The organism is Acidobacteriota bacterium (assembly GCA_034211275.1).
Lineage (GTDB): Bacteria > Acidobacteriota > Thermoanaerobaculia > Multivoradales > JAHZIX01 > JAGQSE01.
The window spans coordinates 1-15,087 of the sequence record JAXHTF010000168.1; the positions used below are offsets into that span (position 1 = coordinate 1).

Sequence of the window (15,087 nt, forward strand, 5' to 3'; positions counted from 1 at the left end):
AAGCTGAGGCCCGTAGTGGGGCAGTCGAAGCCGATGCAGGCGCTGTTGTGCACGTAGAGGTCACCGCTGGCGTAGAACTCGTCGGTGGCGTTGGTGATCCCGCCGGATCCGGTGGCGGGGCTACGGCTCCCATCCGTCGCCGCCTGAGCTCCATCGCCGGCGGCTTCCGTCAGAGAGGGATCCACCACCTGGCCGTGGACGACGGTGAAAGTGCCGTTCTGCATCAGCGGGGACTCTGGGAGAACGCCTCGTTTCTTCAAGTCTTCGATCAGAGCGAGATCCCCGTTCTGACGAGCCCGGGCGATGCGCTCCGCCAACTCCTGACTGAGGTCGGGGCGAGCGACGATCTCCCAGCTGTAGACACCGTCCGCCAGGCTTCGGGCGTCGAGAATGCCCCCTTCTCCAGCGACGAAGTCTTGGGAGTGAACGAATTCGGAGGGGCCGGTGACGGTCAGCTGCATGCCTCCGTGGCCGAAGATCGGCGCGAAGATCAGGGCGCCGGGGTCGTGGGCGACCTCGACGATCTGAGCGTCCTGAAGGGGCGCAGCGTCGAGGATTCCCGGGCACAGCAGGATGATGGTGGCGAGGGCGAGGCCGGTGGTCAGGTGTTTCACAAACAGTCCTCCATAAAAATAGGCCGAAAGGTATCGAGGCGCCTCCGTCCTTCTGCGTCCGCTCGGTGAGCGGCGGCTTCGAGACCGGTGGAGGGGACTCGCGAGGCTCCCGTAGCACGGTAGGGCTACTTTCTTCGCGGTCGAGAAATGTCCTACCTCGAACAGGAGCAAGATCGCTGCCCGCGCCGAGGGACGCCGAAATCCCTGATTTGGGGCCTCCGACGCTGACAGCAAAGGGTGCAATCCGCCAACTTCGTGGGCAGTCCGCCCACGAAGTTGGCGAAAGGATCTAGTGGAGCATCCGCAGTCGCAAGCTCCTAGGCCGGTTGGCGGGGATCAGGGCGCGGAGGCTTCGAGGGCCTCGAGGCGCGCCGCCAGCTCCCGATTCTGCCGCTGCACCTGCTCCAGAGTCTGCTCTTTCTCCAGCAGGCGTTGGTAGAGGGCCTGGATGGCGGCGAAGGCGACGCCGTCGGCGTCGGTAGTGGAGATGTGGCGGTCGTCGGCTCCGACGCCGAAGGCGGCGTAGAAGTCCTGGGCCACCGGTCCGATGTGCTGGGTGCCCGCGGCGTCCCCACGATAGCTCCACTGGGTCACCGGAATGGCCGCCAGGCGCTCCAGGATCTGCCCCCCATCCACCGGCTCGAAGCCCTGCTTCAAGTTGCGGTCGGAGGTGGGGTTGAAAGAGGTGGCGGTGACGTTGCCGTCGGTGTCCAGCTCCCACTCGTTGGCGCCGTCCTCTTGGGAGTCGAAGATCATGTCGCCGGAACGGAAGGTCTGGCGCCACTCCCAGCTATTGCCGGCGAAGTGGGTCTGAATGTTGCCGGTGCCGGTGTTCTCCACCCGCAGACCGGCGAAGTTGGCGCTGGTGTTGGCCTGCACCTGGAAGCGGACGTCGGGGTCGATGCTCGAGGTGCCGAAGGCGATGTCGTTGTCGTTTTCGATGTAGATGCTGTTGCTGTCCGCGCCGGGGCGGATGCGGAAGGGCAGCTGGGAGCCGTTGGTGGAGTCGCGGATGAAGAAACTGCTCTCGTTGCCCGCTACGTCCCAGGTCTGCGAGCCGAAGCCCGCCGACGAGTCTTGGTTGAGCCGCAAGGTCGGCGTATCGCCGCTCACCATATGCATTTCCACCACCGGATTCGAGGTGCCCAACCCTACCCGGCCGCCGTTGTCCACGTAGAGCGCGTGGTTGCGGGCGTTGGCCTCCACCGAGAACGGGATGCGGCTGGCGGTGGCGTCCTGGATCCGGAAGCGGTTGGCGCCGCCGGCGCTGGCGTCGTTGGCGATGATGCGCCAGTCAGTGCTGGGGAAACTGCCGACGCTGGTGTCCTCGAAGTGGATCCTCAGCCGGTGCTCCTTGAGCCGGATCGTGTCCGAACCGAAGCTGAGCCCCGAGGAGGGACAGTCGAACCCGATGCAGGCGCTGTTGTGCACGTAGAGGTTGCTGTTGGTGTAGAACTCGTCGGTGGCGTTGGTCAGCCCGTCGACGGTGGCTCCTGGTTGGCGCGACGCCTCGGCGGTGGCCTGGGTCTCTTCGCTGCCCTCCTCCGGCCGGTTGGGATCGACGATGCTCCCGCCGATGATGGTGAAGGTGCCGCTCTGCATCAGCGGGACCAGCGGCAGGATGCCTTTGTCCTGGAGGTCGCAGACCAGGGTCATGTCGTTCTCCGCCCGATCCTCGGCGATCTGCTGGGCCAGCTCCGGAGCGAGATCCGGCCGGGCGTGGACCTCCCAATCGTAGACCCCGTCGGCGAAGCCGCGGATCTCCAGAGTGCCCCCTTCGTCGTCGGCAAACTGCTGGACGTGCATGAATTTGCGCGAATCGGTGACGGTGAGGGTCATGCCGTCGTGGGCGATGATGGGATCGAAGCTCAAGGCGCTGGGGTCGTAGCTGACCCTCACGATGTCCTCGCTGGTCTGGGCGGCGAGGCTGGTGGATAGCAGGAGAAGGGCGAGGGCGAGGATTGAGAGGGGAAGGGATGGGAAACGGCGCAGTGGGACGAGACGGATCCGTTGCATGGTCGAGTCCTCCATGGAAGGAACAGGGGAGAGATACACGTCGGCGATCTCTTCGGCCGCGCCTCGGAGTGCTTCCGTCGTGGAATCTCTCCGAAGACGCGGGGCGAAGGCACCGGGAGCTCGAGACTCTCCTGGCAGAAAGCAAGCAATGAAGATAAATAGCTCAATGAGCGTATGCACTAGTAGAACACAAAATCGCGCACTATGCCGTGATTCAAAGCAAGAAATCCCGCATTTGCGGTGGTTCCCGGGTCAGAAAAAGAGGGGACCCATGTTCTGGTTCGGCTGCAGAACAACGAGATCCCGGCCGCAGAGCCGGTGAGCTGGCGCGGCCGGGATCGTGGATTCGGAGCTAGGTACGTGGAGCTTCAGGGCTCCGGAGTGTTCGACTCTTCGAGCTGCTGGCGCAGCTGCTCCAGCTCGGCGCGGGTTTCCTGGAGCTGCTGGTAGAGCGCCTGGATGGCGGCGAAGGCGACGCCGTGGGCGTCGGTGGTGGCAATGTGCTTGTCGTCGGTTCCGACTCCGAAGGCAGCATGGAAGTCCTGGGCCACCGGACCGATGTGGCGCACGGCGCCCTGGTCCCGCTTGTAGCTCCAGGAAGTGACCGGCATCTCGCCGATCTTGGTCAGGATGTCCGCCGGATTCACCGGCTGGAAGTCCTCCTTCATGCTGCGGTCGGAGGTCAGGAACACGCCATTGGCGGTGACATCGCCCTGAAAGTTGGCATCGCCGTTGCTGTAGAGGGTCAGCTGGTCGCCCCCGTCCAACTCGAGATTGAATTGGTTGGCCCGGTATACCTGGCGCCATTCCCACGAGGTGCCGTTGGTGTTGCCGGTGACGGTGGAGCGCAGGTTGAGATCGCCGGTCGCTTCCACGGTGAGGAAGTTCTGAACACCGAGGGTGTCGGTGGTGACGATTTCCAAGGCCGGGGCGCTATTGGCGTCTTCGGTAGTGAGCGACAGATTCTGAGCGGAGCTGATGAGAGGCAGCGCCAGGATTAGAGCCGCTACCGCGATGCAGACGAGGGGACGGCGGGTGGGGGTGAGGGGGCAGGTTCGATGCATGATGTTGTCTCCTGTTGGTTTGCGAGCGATTTCCACTCCGGAAAAGCCCGGAGTAATGAAATGAAGGCAATTATCAAAAGAATACAACAAGAGGAAATTGATCAATAAAAAAGCTCCCCGCGGGACCCGAAGCGAGTCCCGCGGGGAGCTTCAACTAGACAAACGGAAGGCGGGGGGTTAGCCCCGCTGGAGCCTCAGGGCTCCTGGGTGTTCGACTCTTCGAGCTGCTGGCGCAGCTGCTCGAGCTCGGCGCGGGTTTCCTGGAGCTGCTGGTACAGCGCCTGGATCGCCGCGAAAGCGACGCCGTCGGCGTCGATGCTGGAGATGTGCTTGTCGTCGGGACCGATGCCGAAGGCGGCGTGGAAGTCCTGGGCCACCGGACCGATGTGGCGCACGGCGCCCTGGTCCCGCTTGTAGCTCCAGGAAGTCACCGGCATCTCGCCGATCTTGGTCAGGATGTCCGACGAATCCACCGGCTGGAAGTCCTCCTTCATGTTGCGGTCGGAGGTCAGGAGCACGCCGTTGGCGGTGACGTCCCCCTGGAACTCGGCGTCACCGTTGCTCTCCAGGGAGAACTGAGTGCTCACCGAGCCGACGGTGCCGAAGTTGAAGTCCAGACGGGTCTGACGGAAGTTCTGGCGCCATTCCCAATCGTCGGCGTTGTTGACGAATTGGGTCTGGATGTTGCCGGTGCCGTCGTTCTCCACCCGCAGACCGCCGAAGTTGGAGTCCGTGTCCTCCTGAACCTGAAGCCGTACGGCGTCGTCGACGCTGCTGGTTCCGATTGCGATGTCGCCGTCCACGTCGATGAAGATCGAGCTGGAAGGAGCACCGGGGCGAATGCGGAAGGGCAGGGTCGAGCCGTTGGAGACGTCGCGGATGAAGAAGTTGGTCTCGTTACCGGCGATGTCCCAGGTCTGGGGCGCGAAGCCGGAGGAGCCGTCCTGCTGCAGGCGCAGGGTCGGGGTGTCACCGTCGATGGTGTGGATCTCCGTCGACGGAGTGGAGGTGCGGGAGCCGATGCGGCCGCCGTCGTCCACGTAGAGGGAGTGGCTGCGGGCGTTGGCCTCGACGGTGAAGGGCGTGCGGTTGCCGCTGACGTCGTCGATGGAGAACTTGCTGGCGCCGCCGTTGGCGGAGTCATTGGCGGTGAGCTGCCAATCGTTGCGCGGGAAGCTGGCGGCGACACTGGTGTCGTCGAACTTGATGCGCAGGTTGTTCTCCTTCAGGCGGATGGTGTCGAAGCCGAAGCTCTCACCGTTGACGCAGTCGAAGCCGATGCAGGCGCTGCCATCGACGATGAGGTCGTCGTTGATCACGAAGTCGGCGGCGTAAAGGTTGGTGAGGATGGGGTCCTGGGTGTTCTGCAGGGCCTCCGCTTCAGAAGCACGGCTGCCCTCCGCGTTGGAGCCCTCCTCGGTGCGATTGGGATCGACGATCTGGCCGCGGTCGACGAAGATGTAGCCGTTCTGCACCAGCGGCTCCATGGGCAGGATGCCCTCGTCCTGCAGCTGGCAGACGATCTCGGTGTCGCCTTCCAGGCGAGCCCGGACCAGCCGATCCTTGATGTTCTGGTCGAGCTTCGGAATGGCGCGGGCTTCCCAGCGGTACTGGCCATCCTTGAAGCTGCGGGCGTCCAGGAACCCGCCCTTGCCGGGGTCGAAGGTCTGTTCCTCGACGAATTTGCGCGGGCCGGTGATGGTGAGAGTGATGCCGTCGTGGTTGACCAGCGGCTCGAAGGCGACTCCGTCGGGGAAGTAGCGGACATCGACGATGTCGCCGGTGGGCGGAGCGGCGTCGGCGGAGCTCGAGGGCAGCGCCAGCAGCAGGGCGAGACAAAGGAACGGAAGTACGCGGACTAGTTTCATTTCTATCCTCCTAAGCGGGATCGAGATACAGGAACAACGCAACGCACGCACCCGCCGCCACTTTGGAATTACGACCGAGGAGTCGAGACCGAGGTGACGGTCGAGCACTGGCGGATATCGAGACTCTCCTGGCGGGATACAACAAAAGATAATAGTACTGCGCGGGCTACATCGAGGCAAGCAGGCCGCAGAATCTTCTGCTGACGCTTGATCGAGAAGCGCTGAGGCGCAAGTACCCCATCATCCTATCCGGCGGCGGTCGGCGCTGAAAAGCCCCTTCCGGTTCCAGCATTCCTGGATGTTGAGGGTTGAGATCGCAGGAGGATGGAGGGTCTTGGGGGCCCAGCGAAGAGGGGCTACGCAAAAGGGCGCCCGAAAAGGGCGCCCTAGGGAAAGCCTGCACGCAGGCCCGGGTCTGATCCGCGAAACGAAGAGCCTCGCGGATGGCTAGGCTAGCCTCAGGGCTCGCAACCCTGGATGGTTTCCGCGCGCAGCTTCTCCAGCTCCGCCCGAGTCTCCTGGAGCTGCTGGTAGAGAGCCTGGATGGCGGCGAAGGCGACGCCGTCGGCGTCGGTGGTGGAGATGTGGCGGTCGTCGGCTCCGACGCCGAAGGCGGCGTGGAAGTCCTGGGCCACCGGGCCGATGTGGGGGGTAGCGTCGGCGTCGCCGCGGTAGCTCCAGCGGGTCACCGGGATGGCCGCCAGACGCTCCAAGACGTCCGCCGGATCCACCGGATCGAAGCCCTGCTTCAAGTTGCGGTCGGAGGTGGGGTTGAAGGAGGTGGCGGTGACGTTGCCGTCGATGTCCACTTCCCACTCGTTGGCACCGTCTTCCTGAGAGTCGAAGATCAGGTCTCCGGAGCGGAAGGTCTGACGCCACTCCCAACCGCCGTCGGTGTTGGCGAATTGGGTCTGGATGTTGCCGGTGCCGCTATTCTCCACTCGCAAGCCGCCGAAGTTGTTGTTCTCATGGGCCTGGACCTGGAACCGCACGTCGGCGTCGGGGCTCTGGGTGCCGAAGGAGATGTCACCGTCGACGTCGATGAAGATGCTGTTGGTGGGGGCGCCAGGGCGCAGGCGGAAAGGCAGGGTAGAGCCGTTGGAGGAGTCGCGGATGAAGAAGTTGGTCTCGTTGCCCGCCAGGTCCCAGGTCTGGGGTGCGAAGCCAGACGAGCCATCCTGCGCCAGCCGCAGAGTCGGGCTGTCGCCGGTGACCACGTGGATGTCCGCCACCGGACTGGAGGTACCGAGACCCACATCGCCCTGAGAATCGACGAAGAGGGCGTTCGAGCGGGCGCTGGCCTCGACGGTGAAGATGTCGCGGTCGTTGCTGGAGTCCCGGATAGTGAACTTAGAGCGGCCGCCGTTGGCGGAGTCGTTGGCCACCAGCTCCCAATCGTTGCGCGGGAAGGAGGCGGCGACGCTGGTGTCGTCGAATTTGATCCGCAGGTTGTTCTCCTTCAGCCGGAGAGTGTCGAAGCCGAAGGTCTCACCGTTGACGCAGTCGAAGCCGATGCAGGCGCTGCCGTCGACGATGAGATCGTCGAGGATCACCTCGTCCTCTTCCGTCAGGTTGGTGAGGGCACCGCTGGTGCTACTCAGGCCGGCGGCGGCACGATCCGTTTCCCGGTTGCCTTCCTTGAATCCGTCCTCGTTGAGGGTGAGATCGACGAGCTTGCCCCGGTAGACGCTGAAGGCGCCGCCCTGCACCAGCGGATCGAAGGGCAGGACGCCGGCGTCCTGGAGGTCGCAGATGAACTGCATGTCGTTGTCCTTGCGGGCCTGGGCGATCTGGGCACGCACCTCCGGGTCGAGCTTGGGCAGGGCGCGGACTTCCCAGCGGTACAAGCCGTCGGCGAAGTCGCGGATGTCCAAGGAGCCGCCGGCGCCGGCCCGGAATTGGTCGACGAAGGAGAATTTGCGCGGGCCGGTGACGGTGAGGTCGATGCCGTCATGGCCGATGACGGGCTCGAAAACCAGGCCGCCGGAGTAGTACTGGACATCGACGATGGTGCCCGCCGGGGGCGCCGCCATCAGGTTCGTGGGGACGAGTAAGAAGAGGGCGAGGACGAACAGGGGGACGACTCGGGCTCGGTACATGGACGAATTCCTCCTTCAGGAGATGTGGGTTGGAGACGTACTTCGACACCGGCTGGATGGGCGTTTCAGCGAGACGCTGGCCAACCCAACGAGCGCGATGGGCTCTCGAGATTCTCCTGGGCGAACAATGAAAAAAGATTGTAAGACCGTAAGGTCGCCTTGATTACACCACAAATCCCGGGAGCTGTGCAGCGAATCCGGGTGGATTTGTCATTGTCAGCCGGAGGGAATAGGGAGCCATCGCGGGTGAAAAGTCATCGGACCGGCCCCAGCCTCCTGGTGAGAAGGAGGGACCGGTCCGCCGGCCATCAGGGCTCGCAGCGCTCCAGGGCTTCGAGCCGTTGGAGCAACATGGCGCGGTCCGCCCGCGCTTCCTGGAGCTGCTGGTAGAGGGCCTGGATGGCGGCGAAGGCGACGCCGTCGGCGTCGGTGGTGGAAATGTGGCGATCGTCGGCTCCGACGCCAAAGGCGGCGTGGAAGTCCTGGGCCACGGGACCGATGTGGGGGGTGGCGTCGGCGTCTCCACGGTAGCTCCAGCGGGTCACCGGGATGGCCGCCAGTCGCTCCAAGACCTCAGCAGGATCCACCGCGTCGAAGCCTTGCTTGAGGTTACGGTCGGAGGTGGGGTTGAAGGAGGTGGCGGTGACGTTGCCGTCGGTGTCCAGCTCCCATTCGTTGGCGCCGTCCTCCTGGGAGTCGAAGATCATGTCGCCCTCGCGGAAGGTCTGGCGCCACTCCCAATCGTCCTCGAGGTTGGCGAATTGAGTTTGGATATTGCCGGTGCCGACGTTCTCCACCCGCAGGCCGGCGAAGTTGTCGTCGTCGTTGGTGCGGATGTTGAGGCTCACGTGGTCTTGGCTCGCCTGTTCGCCGAAGTAGACATCCCCGTCGGCCTCGACCACCAGGGAGTTGCTGGGGGCGCCGGCGTGGACGACGAAGGGGAGGGTGTCACCGTTGGACACGTCCCGCAGGTGAAAGGAGATCTCGTTGGCGCTGACATCCCAGGTGTAGGGACTGAAGCCCCGGCTGACATCCTGCTCCAGACGCAGGCCGGGGGTGTTGCCGGAAGTCGAGTGGATGGAGCGTCCAGGGGTGTTGGTGCCCAGCCCCAGGGCGGCATCGCTGGTGACGTAGAGGGCGTGGTCCGGAGCGTCCCCCTCGATGGTCATGGGCACGGTGCCGGCGTCCACGTCCTCGACGGAGAAACGGTCCGGCCCTCCGTTGGTGTTGCTATTGATCAGCAGGCGCCAGTCGCGGGTGGGGAAATCGAAGGTATTGGAGGTGTCCTCGAAGTGGAGGCGCAGGTTCTCCTCCTTGAGGCGCAGGGTGTCGAGACCGAAGTTTTCGTTCTGGTCGACACAGTCGCCGCCGATGCAGGCGCTGTTGTGGACGTAGAGATTATTGTTGGAGAAGAGCTCCTCGGTGGCGGCCTGCGGGCCGCTACCACCCTGAACGGGGGCGGCTCCAGGGAGGGGCTCGACCCGTCCGGAATCCACCACCGAGCCGTCACGAACCGAGAAGGCACCGCTCTGAGGAGTCGGACCGGCGTTGCGCCGGCTTCGTTCGCCGTCCTCGGGAGTCCGTTGCCGGGTTGCGGAGCTCGGCTGGGCCTGCAGCCGCCATTGGTAGACCCCGTCGGTGAGTCCCGAGACGTCGATGGCGGGTACTCCGTCCCGGAAGCTGGTGCGTTCCAGAGAGTAGCCGTCGGGACCGGCGACGGTGAGCAGCAGCGTGCCGTGATCCGCGAGGGGCTGGAAGACCAGCCCTTGGGAGCTGGTGTGGACGGTCACCAACTCTTCGGCAGTCGCGGTGCCGGCGAGGCTGCCGGGGATCAACCCCGAGGCAAAGGCGAAGAATGCACCGAAGACGAGACCGGCGAGGAGCCGTGAGCGAGTGTTCCGGCGTGCGACGGTGCGAAGCAAGGATGAAAGCATGGAATCCTCCAAGACATTTGAGATGCGCAGCTCCTGAGCTCGGCGGGCTTCCGCCGGGGGGGCTAGGCGGAGGCCTGTTAGAAGCCGGGGCTGCGGTTGGTCGTATCTGGAGAATTCGTTATCGCAAGATGATTGCCAGGTTCGCTGGAAGGCTCGAGGGAGCTCGAAACGCCTGAAGATCCAGGCGATCGGCCGCTTCGAGTGGCTCCGGCCGCCCTCGCCGAAGCTCCGGGAAACGCCCACGAAGTTGCCACGGAGCCCGGATCATAGGCGGCGGGAATGGCCATGTGGCCATAAGTCTGGGGCGCTGAATTCACAACAAAAAAGGCGCCCCGGAGGGCGCCTTCAGGTGAGCCTGGGATCAGGCTCGGTTTGTGGCCGCGGAATCTAGGTCCCGCTGCCTGTCAGGAGCGAGTTCAGGGCTCCATTCCCTCCAGGGCCTCGAGGCGCTGACGCAGCTCGTCGAGGGCCGCTTCCTTCTCCTGCAGGCGCTGGTAGAGAGCCTGGATGGCGGCGAAGGCGACGCCGTCGGCGTCGGTGGTGGCGATGTGCTTGTCATCGGCGCCAACGCCGAAGGCGGCGTAGAAGTCCTGCGCCATGGGGCCGATGTGCGGGGTGTCACCCTCGTCGTGGATGTAGTTCCAACGCTGCACCGGGACCTGGGCCAGGCGCTCGAGGATGTCGGTGGTCTCGACGGAGCCAATATTCTCCTTGACGTTGCGGTCGGAGGAGGGGTTCAGCGAGCCGGTGATGATGAGATCGCCATTCTGCATAAGGGTCAGCTGGTCACCACCGTCGAGCTCCAGGTTGTACTGGTTGTTGCGGTAGATCTGCTGCCAGGTCCACGCGGTAGCGCTGGTGTTGCCGGTGAAGTTGGTGCGCAGGTTGACATCAGCAGAGGCAGAGAGATTGAGCATGTCCTGGGCACCGCTGGCGGCGGTGGTGCGGACCTGCAGGCCGGGCACGCTGTTGGCGTCGGAGGTCACGACCTCCATCTTGGCGCCGGGGGAAGTGGTGTTGACGCCCACCCGGTCGTTACCGGTGAGGGTCAGGGTGTTGGTGGCGGCGCCGGGGAAGATCTTGAAGGGCAGGTTGCTGCCGTTGCTGACGTCGCGGACGAAGAAGTTGGTCTCGTTACCGGCCACGTCCCAGGTCTGGGCGGCGAAGCCGGAGGACTGGTCCTGCTCCAGGCGCAGGGTCGGGGAGTCGCCGTCCTTGCTGTGAAGCTCGACCACCGGGGCGCTGGTGCCGAAGCCGATGTTGCCGCTGCTGTCGACGTAGAGGGCGCTGTTGGGGGCGCCGGCCTCGATGGTGAAGGGAGTGCGGCCACCGTCGACGTCGTCGATGGTGAACTGGTTGGCGCCGCCGTTGCCGGTCTCGTTGGCGGCGAGCTGCCAGTCGTTGGAGGGGAAGGAGCCGCTGTTGGAGGTGTCCTGGAACTTGATGCGCAGGTTGTTCTCCTTCAGCCGCAGAGTGTCGAAGCCGAAGCTCTCGGAGCTGGTGCAGTCCACACCCACGCACTCGCTACCCTGGACGATGAGGTCCATGGTGATGACCTGAGTCTCCTCGGTGAGGTTGCTGAGGCCGCCGGTGGCCGCCTCGACGCCGCCGGAGCGAGCGCCGTCGGAGAGGGCGCCGCCCTCTTCCACCAGGCTGGTGTCGACGAGGGCGCCGTTGACGATGCGGAAGTTGCCGCTCTGCTGGGCTCCCTCTACCAGCTTGCCCTGGTACCGCAGCTGCGCGGCGACCTCGGCGCTGTTGCCGTTCTGGCGCGCCTCGGCGAGGGCGCGGCGGGTGGCGTTGTCGAGCACCGGCGCCGCGGTGATCTGGTAGCGGTAGAAGCCGTCGGCGAGGCCGGCGGTGTCGAAGTAGCCAGCGCGGTCGGCGGCGACCTCGTGACGCTCGACGAAGTCATAGGGGCCGGTGACGGTAATGGTCATGCCGCCGTGGGCCGTTTCCGGCTGGAAGGCAATGGAGTCGATGCCGGCATCGACGCGGGCTACGCGGGCGGTCTCGTCGGCGAGGGCGGGGGTGACGCCGACGGCCACGAGGGCCAAGGCGAGAATCATCAACAAAGTGGTCTTACGGGTGGTCATGAGAATTACTCCTTAAGAGATCGAGGGTTCGATTCAGTCCGAGAGTCGTGTGGTGCGGACCAAGGGATCCGGCCACAGGATGGTGAAAACAGATGGCTCACCGGCTGCGGTCCAGGGGGTGAGCGGGTTCATGGGGATCCCTCCTCCTGATTCCCGGGAACCTCCGGGGGGAGCGGGGCGCGTTCCGCGTCGCCGGGCTCGGCAGCGGGGTAGCGGCAAGGGGCAGACCGCCGATAGTGCGCGAGGGTGCGATACATCTGCTGTGCGACAGGCGAGGCCTTTGCCTCGTCCCCTCCCTCTCTCAAGAACTGCTCGATCGCCTGTCTCTGGATGTCGGCCGCCGCTGCACATTCCCCGGTCTCGGCCAGAGCCATGGCCAGGGTCTGCGCGGTGCGCACCGTCGGTTGGGCTTGGTGAACGTTCTCCGCAAGATACAGAGCCCGCTCTCCATTCCTCAGCTCGAGATCGGGAGCACCGGCTAGCAGCTGCGCCAGGGCGTGGGCCCAACGACCCTGCCTTGGCACCACGGACAGCCCGTGCTCGAGGCTCTCGATGGCCTCCTGATAGCGGCCCAGCTCGGTGAGGACCACCCCCTCGCCTAGCTTTGCCTCTTCGTCCAGCGGCTCGATGGCGAGCGCGCTTCGGTAGTGTTCCAACGCTTCCTCCCAGTCCTGACGTCGGCGAAACAGCTGCGCCAGGTCTCGATGAGCTTGAAGGTCTCCGGGTTTCAATTCCACCGCTCTCGTTAGAGATTCGATGGCTTCGTCGATCTGGCCGCCATGTGCCAGAAGCTGCCCTAAGTTGTAGTGGGCGGTGGCGTTTTCCGAATCGACGGCCAGAGCTTCTCGGAGTTGCGTCAGGGCTCCGTCAGAGTCTCCCAGCTGGCTCAGGGCGGCGGCTAGGTTGACCCTGGCGGTGGTGCTTTCCGGTGCTGCGGCCACCGCCGTGGCGAACTCTTTCGCCGCCTCCTGGTACTGCCCGACGCCGAAGGCCAGGCGTCCGCGGAGGATGTGCACGAGCTCGCCTCGGCGCAGATCCTGGAGCTCCTTCATCAACGGATCCGGGGGGCGCACCCCCACCGAGCCCCGCTGCTCGAGGTGGCTCAGAGCCTTCTCCTGCTCTCCCAGCTGACGGTAGGCCAGATGCAGGGGCCAGTGCAGGCGGTCGGCTTCCGGCTCCTGGCGCAGAGCGCGCTCGAGGAGCTCGGCGGCGGCCTCGGGATCGTCTCGCTGCAGCTCGATCTCTCCCATCAAGGCCAGCGCCGACGGCGATTCCGGAAGCAATTGGAGCAGCAGCTCGAGGTGTTGGTAGGCGGTGTCGGTTTCCCCCAGGTCCCGCAGCACCTCCGCCAGGCGATAGCGGGTGGGGACGTCCCGGGGGTTGATTTCGAGGGTCTTCTGGAACAGCCCGGCGGCCTCCGGCAGCCGCCCCTCGTCCTGGGCCAGCACGCCGAGGTAGTAGAACCAGCGCAGGTCCCCCGGGGCCAGCCGGGCGGCGTTGCGATAGGCCGGGGCGGCGGAGAAGAGCAAGTCATAGGCCTGATAGAGCTGGCCGAGAGCGCCGAAGTGCTCCGCCAGCTGGCCGCGGGTGGGTGGCTCGGAGCCCTGGAGCAAGTCGGTGAGCTGCTGGCGCGCCGCCCGCAGCTGTTCCGCCACCGCGTCCTCCAGGGAATCCAAGGGCGGGTCCGGCAGATTCTCCAGCACCAGGTCCTGGGGCTCCTCCGGCGGGGTCTGGGCACTGCCGCTCGGGTCGGGGGCCGTCTGTTGGGAGCTCGTCTCTGGGGAGCTCGTCTCTGGGGAGCCCGTCTCTGGGGGACGTGCCGCCGCCTCCTGCCCCGGGGCGGCGAGGGGAGCCCAGAGGAGCGCCAGGACGGCCAGGGAGGAAGGCCAGCGCCGGATCGAGGTCTTGGAGAGCTTCATCGCTGGGCCTCGCTTCCCGTGGGGTCTGTTCCTTCCGAGGCGGTTGACTCTGGCGCCGTAGCCTTCGACTCCTTCGCCTCGCCGTTGGTCTTTCCTGGTCCCTGATTCCCCTTTCCCTGGCGCAGCTGGTGGTAGTTGCCCGGCGCCAGGCCGGAGAAGCGTTCCGTGGCGCCGTCGGGCCACAGCACTCGGACCGTGACGGGGTCCTTGCGCTCCCCGAGGCCGAAGAGGAGTCGTGGGTCGTTGGCGGAGCAGTAGCTGCCGTCGGTGCCCACGCGGCGTACCAGCTGGGGCTGCGCCGCACCCTCTACCGTCACCAGCGCGCCCAGGGCATCCCGGAGCGGGGCGGAGTCCTGCTGCGAGGCGCTCTCACCGGGAGCCGAAACCAGCCGTAGGCCGATCCACCGCCGGTCCTGGCCGACACGGTTCTCCAACAGCCGGGCCGGGCCGTTGTTGTTGAACAAGAGCACATCGGTGTCGCCGTCGTTGTCGACGTCACCGAAGGCGGCGCCGCGGCTGACCTCGGCGATGCGGAAGGGCTCGCCGGCCTCGGCGGTGATCTCCCGGAAGCGGCCGCCGCCGAGATTGCGGTAGAGCTGGTTGGGCTGGTCGAGGGGAAAGAGGTCACCGCTGGCGGCCAGGGGTTCGAGGATGCGCACGGCGCCGTTGGCGATAAGCAGGTCGAGCCAGCCGTCGTTGTCGTAGTCGAAGAAGTAGGTGCCGAAGGAGGTGTAGGGCAGGCTGCCGGCGCCGAGGCCGCTGGCCACCGTGCGGTCGAGGAAGAGGCCGCCGTCCTCCTGCAAGTAGAGCGTGTTGGTCTCTCCCATGAGGTGGGTCATGAAGAGGTCCAGATCGCCGTCCCCGTCGGCGTCGCCGGCGGTGACCCCCATGCTCGCCTCCGGCAGCCCCCGGGCGTTCACCGCCAGTCCGGAGAGCAGCCCGCCGTCGGCGAAGGTGCCGTCGTGTTGGTTGAGCCAGAGGAAGTTGGGCTGACCGTCGTTGGCGACGTAGAGGTCGAGCCAGCCGTCGCCGTCGAAGTCACCGGCGATCACTCCGAGGCCCGCCCCGGGGGAGGTGACGCCGGCGGCGACGGTGACGTCCTGGAAGGTGCCGTCACCGCGGTTGCGCAGCAGGCGGTCCCGCTCCGGCGGAAATCCGGACGGCCCACAGTAGTCCCGGCGGCTGCTGTTGGCGTAGCAGGCGGGATTCTCGGTGACGGAGAACTGGAGGTAGTTGGTGATGTAGAGGTCGAGCCAGCCGTCGCGGTCGAAGTCGAAGAAGGCGGCGCTGGTGCTCCAGCGGGGATCGTCGGCGCCGGCCTTGGTGGTGATGTCCTCGAAGGTGCCGTCGCCGCGGTTGCGCCACAGCTGGTTGGAGCCGTAATTGGTGACGTAGAGGTCGAGGTAGCCGTCGTTGTCCAGGTCGCCGGTGGCCACTCCCATGCCGTAGCCGGTGGCGCGCAGACCGCTGGCCTCGG

General features: G+C 65.6%; 9 protein-coding genes. All 9 read right to left on the bottom strand.

The window, feature by feature from the left end:
- A partial coding sequence (locus SX243_19895; protein ID MDY7095246.1) for a hypothetical protein occupies positions 1 to 614 on the bottom strand: 614 nt, incomplete at its 3' end.
- 336 nt (positions 615 to 950) lie between these two features.
- Positions 951 to 2,630 (bottom strand): tail fiber domain-containing protein, encoded by a 1,680-nt coding sequence (locus SX243_19900; GenBank protein ID MDY7095247.1) that lies wholly within the window; start codon positions 2,628 to 2,630, stop codon positions 951 to 953.
- A gap of 368 nt (positions 2,631 to 2,998) precedes the next feature.
- Positions 2,999 to 3,694 carry a tail fiber domain-containing protein gene (locus SX243_19905; protein MDY7095248.1) on the bottom strand — a complete coding sequence of 232 codons (696 nt, stop codon included), beginning with the start codon at positions 3,692 to 3,694 and terminating at the stop codon, positions 2,999 to 3,001.
- Positions 3,695 to 3,888: 194 nt separating this feature from the next.
- Positions 3,889 to 5,562: a tail fiber domain-containing protein gene (locus tag SX243_19910; protein ID MDY7095249.1), complete on the bottom strand. Its 1,674-nt coding sequence runs from the start codon at positions 5,560 to 5,562 to the stop codon at positions 3,889 to 3,891.
- A 458-nt stretch (positions 5,563 to 6,020) separates the two neighbouring features.
- A complete protein-coding gene (locus tag SX243_19915) occupies positions 6,021 to 7,661 on the bottom strand; it encodes a tail fiber domain-containing protein (GenBank protein MDY7095250.1) in 1,641 nt (546 codons plus the stop codon).
- Between the two features lie 308 nt (positions 7,662 to 7,969).
- Positions 7,970 to 9,595 (bottom strand): tail fiber domain-containing protein, encoded by a 1,626-nt coding sequence (locus SX243_19920; GenBank protein MDY7095251.1) that lies wholly within the window; start codon positions 9,593 to 9,595, stop codon positions 7,970 to 7,972.
- A 416-nt stretch (positions 9,596 to 10,011) separates the two neighbouring features.
- Positions 10,012 to 11,691 (bottom strand): tail fiber domain-containing protein, encoded by a 1,680-nt coding sequence (locus SX243_19925; protein MDY7095252.1) that lies wholly within the window; start codon positions 11,689 to 11,691, stop codon positions 10,012 to 10,014.
- A 128-nt stretch (positions 11,692 to 11,819) separates the two neighbouring features.
- Positions 11,820 to 13,610, bottom strand: a complete 1,791-nt coding sequence (locus SX243_19930; GenBank protein ID MDY7095253.1) for a tetratricopeptide repeat protein — start codon at positions 13,608 to 13,610, stop codon at positions 11,820 to 11,822.
- Positions 13,607 to 15,087 (bottom strand): CRTAC1 family protein (locus SX243_19935; GenBank protein MDY7095254.1); only part of this gene is annotated, 1,481 nt, incomplete at its 5' end. The genes SX243_19930 and SX243_19935, both read right to left, overlap by 4 nt.

What these genes read in the sequence shown, in the direction of transcription:
- SX243_19900 (MDY7095247.1), bottom strand. Translation starts at nt 2,630, where the DNA reads ATGCAACGGATCCGTCTCGTCCCACTGCGCCGTTTCCCATCCCTTCCC.
- SX243_19905 (MDY7095248.1), bottom strand. Translation starts at nt 3,694, where the DNA reads ATGCATCGAACCTGCCCCCTCACCCCCACCCGCCGTCCCCTCGTCTGC.
- SX243_19910 (MDY7095249.1), bottom strand. Translation starts at nt 5,562, where the DNA reads ATGAAACTAGTCCGCGTACTTCCGTTCCTTTGTCTCGCCCTGCTGCTG.
- SX243_19915 (MDY7095250.1), bottom strand. Translation starts at nt 7,661, where the DNA reads ATGTACCGAGCCCGAGTCGTCCCCCTGTTCGTCCTCGCCCTCTTCTTA.
- SX243_19920 (MDY7095251.1), bottom strand. Translation starts at nt 9,595, where the DNA reads ATGCTTTCATCCTTGCTTCGCACCGTCGCACGCCGGAACACTCGCTCA.
- SX243_19925 (MDY7095252.1), bottom strand. Translation starts at nt 11,691, where the DNA reads ATGACCACCCGTAAGACCACTTTGTTGATGATTCTCGCCTTGGCCCTC.
- SX243_19930 (MDY7095253.1), bottom strand. Translation starts at nt 13,610, where the DNA reads ATGAAGCTCTCCAAGACCTCGATCCGGCGCTGGCCTTCCTCCCTGGCC.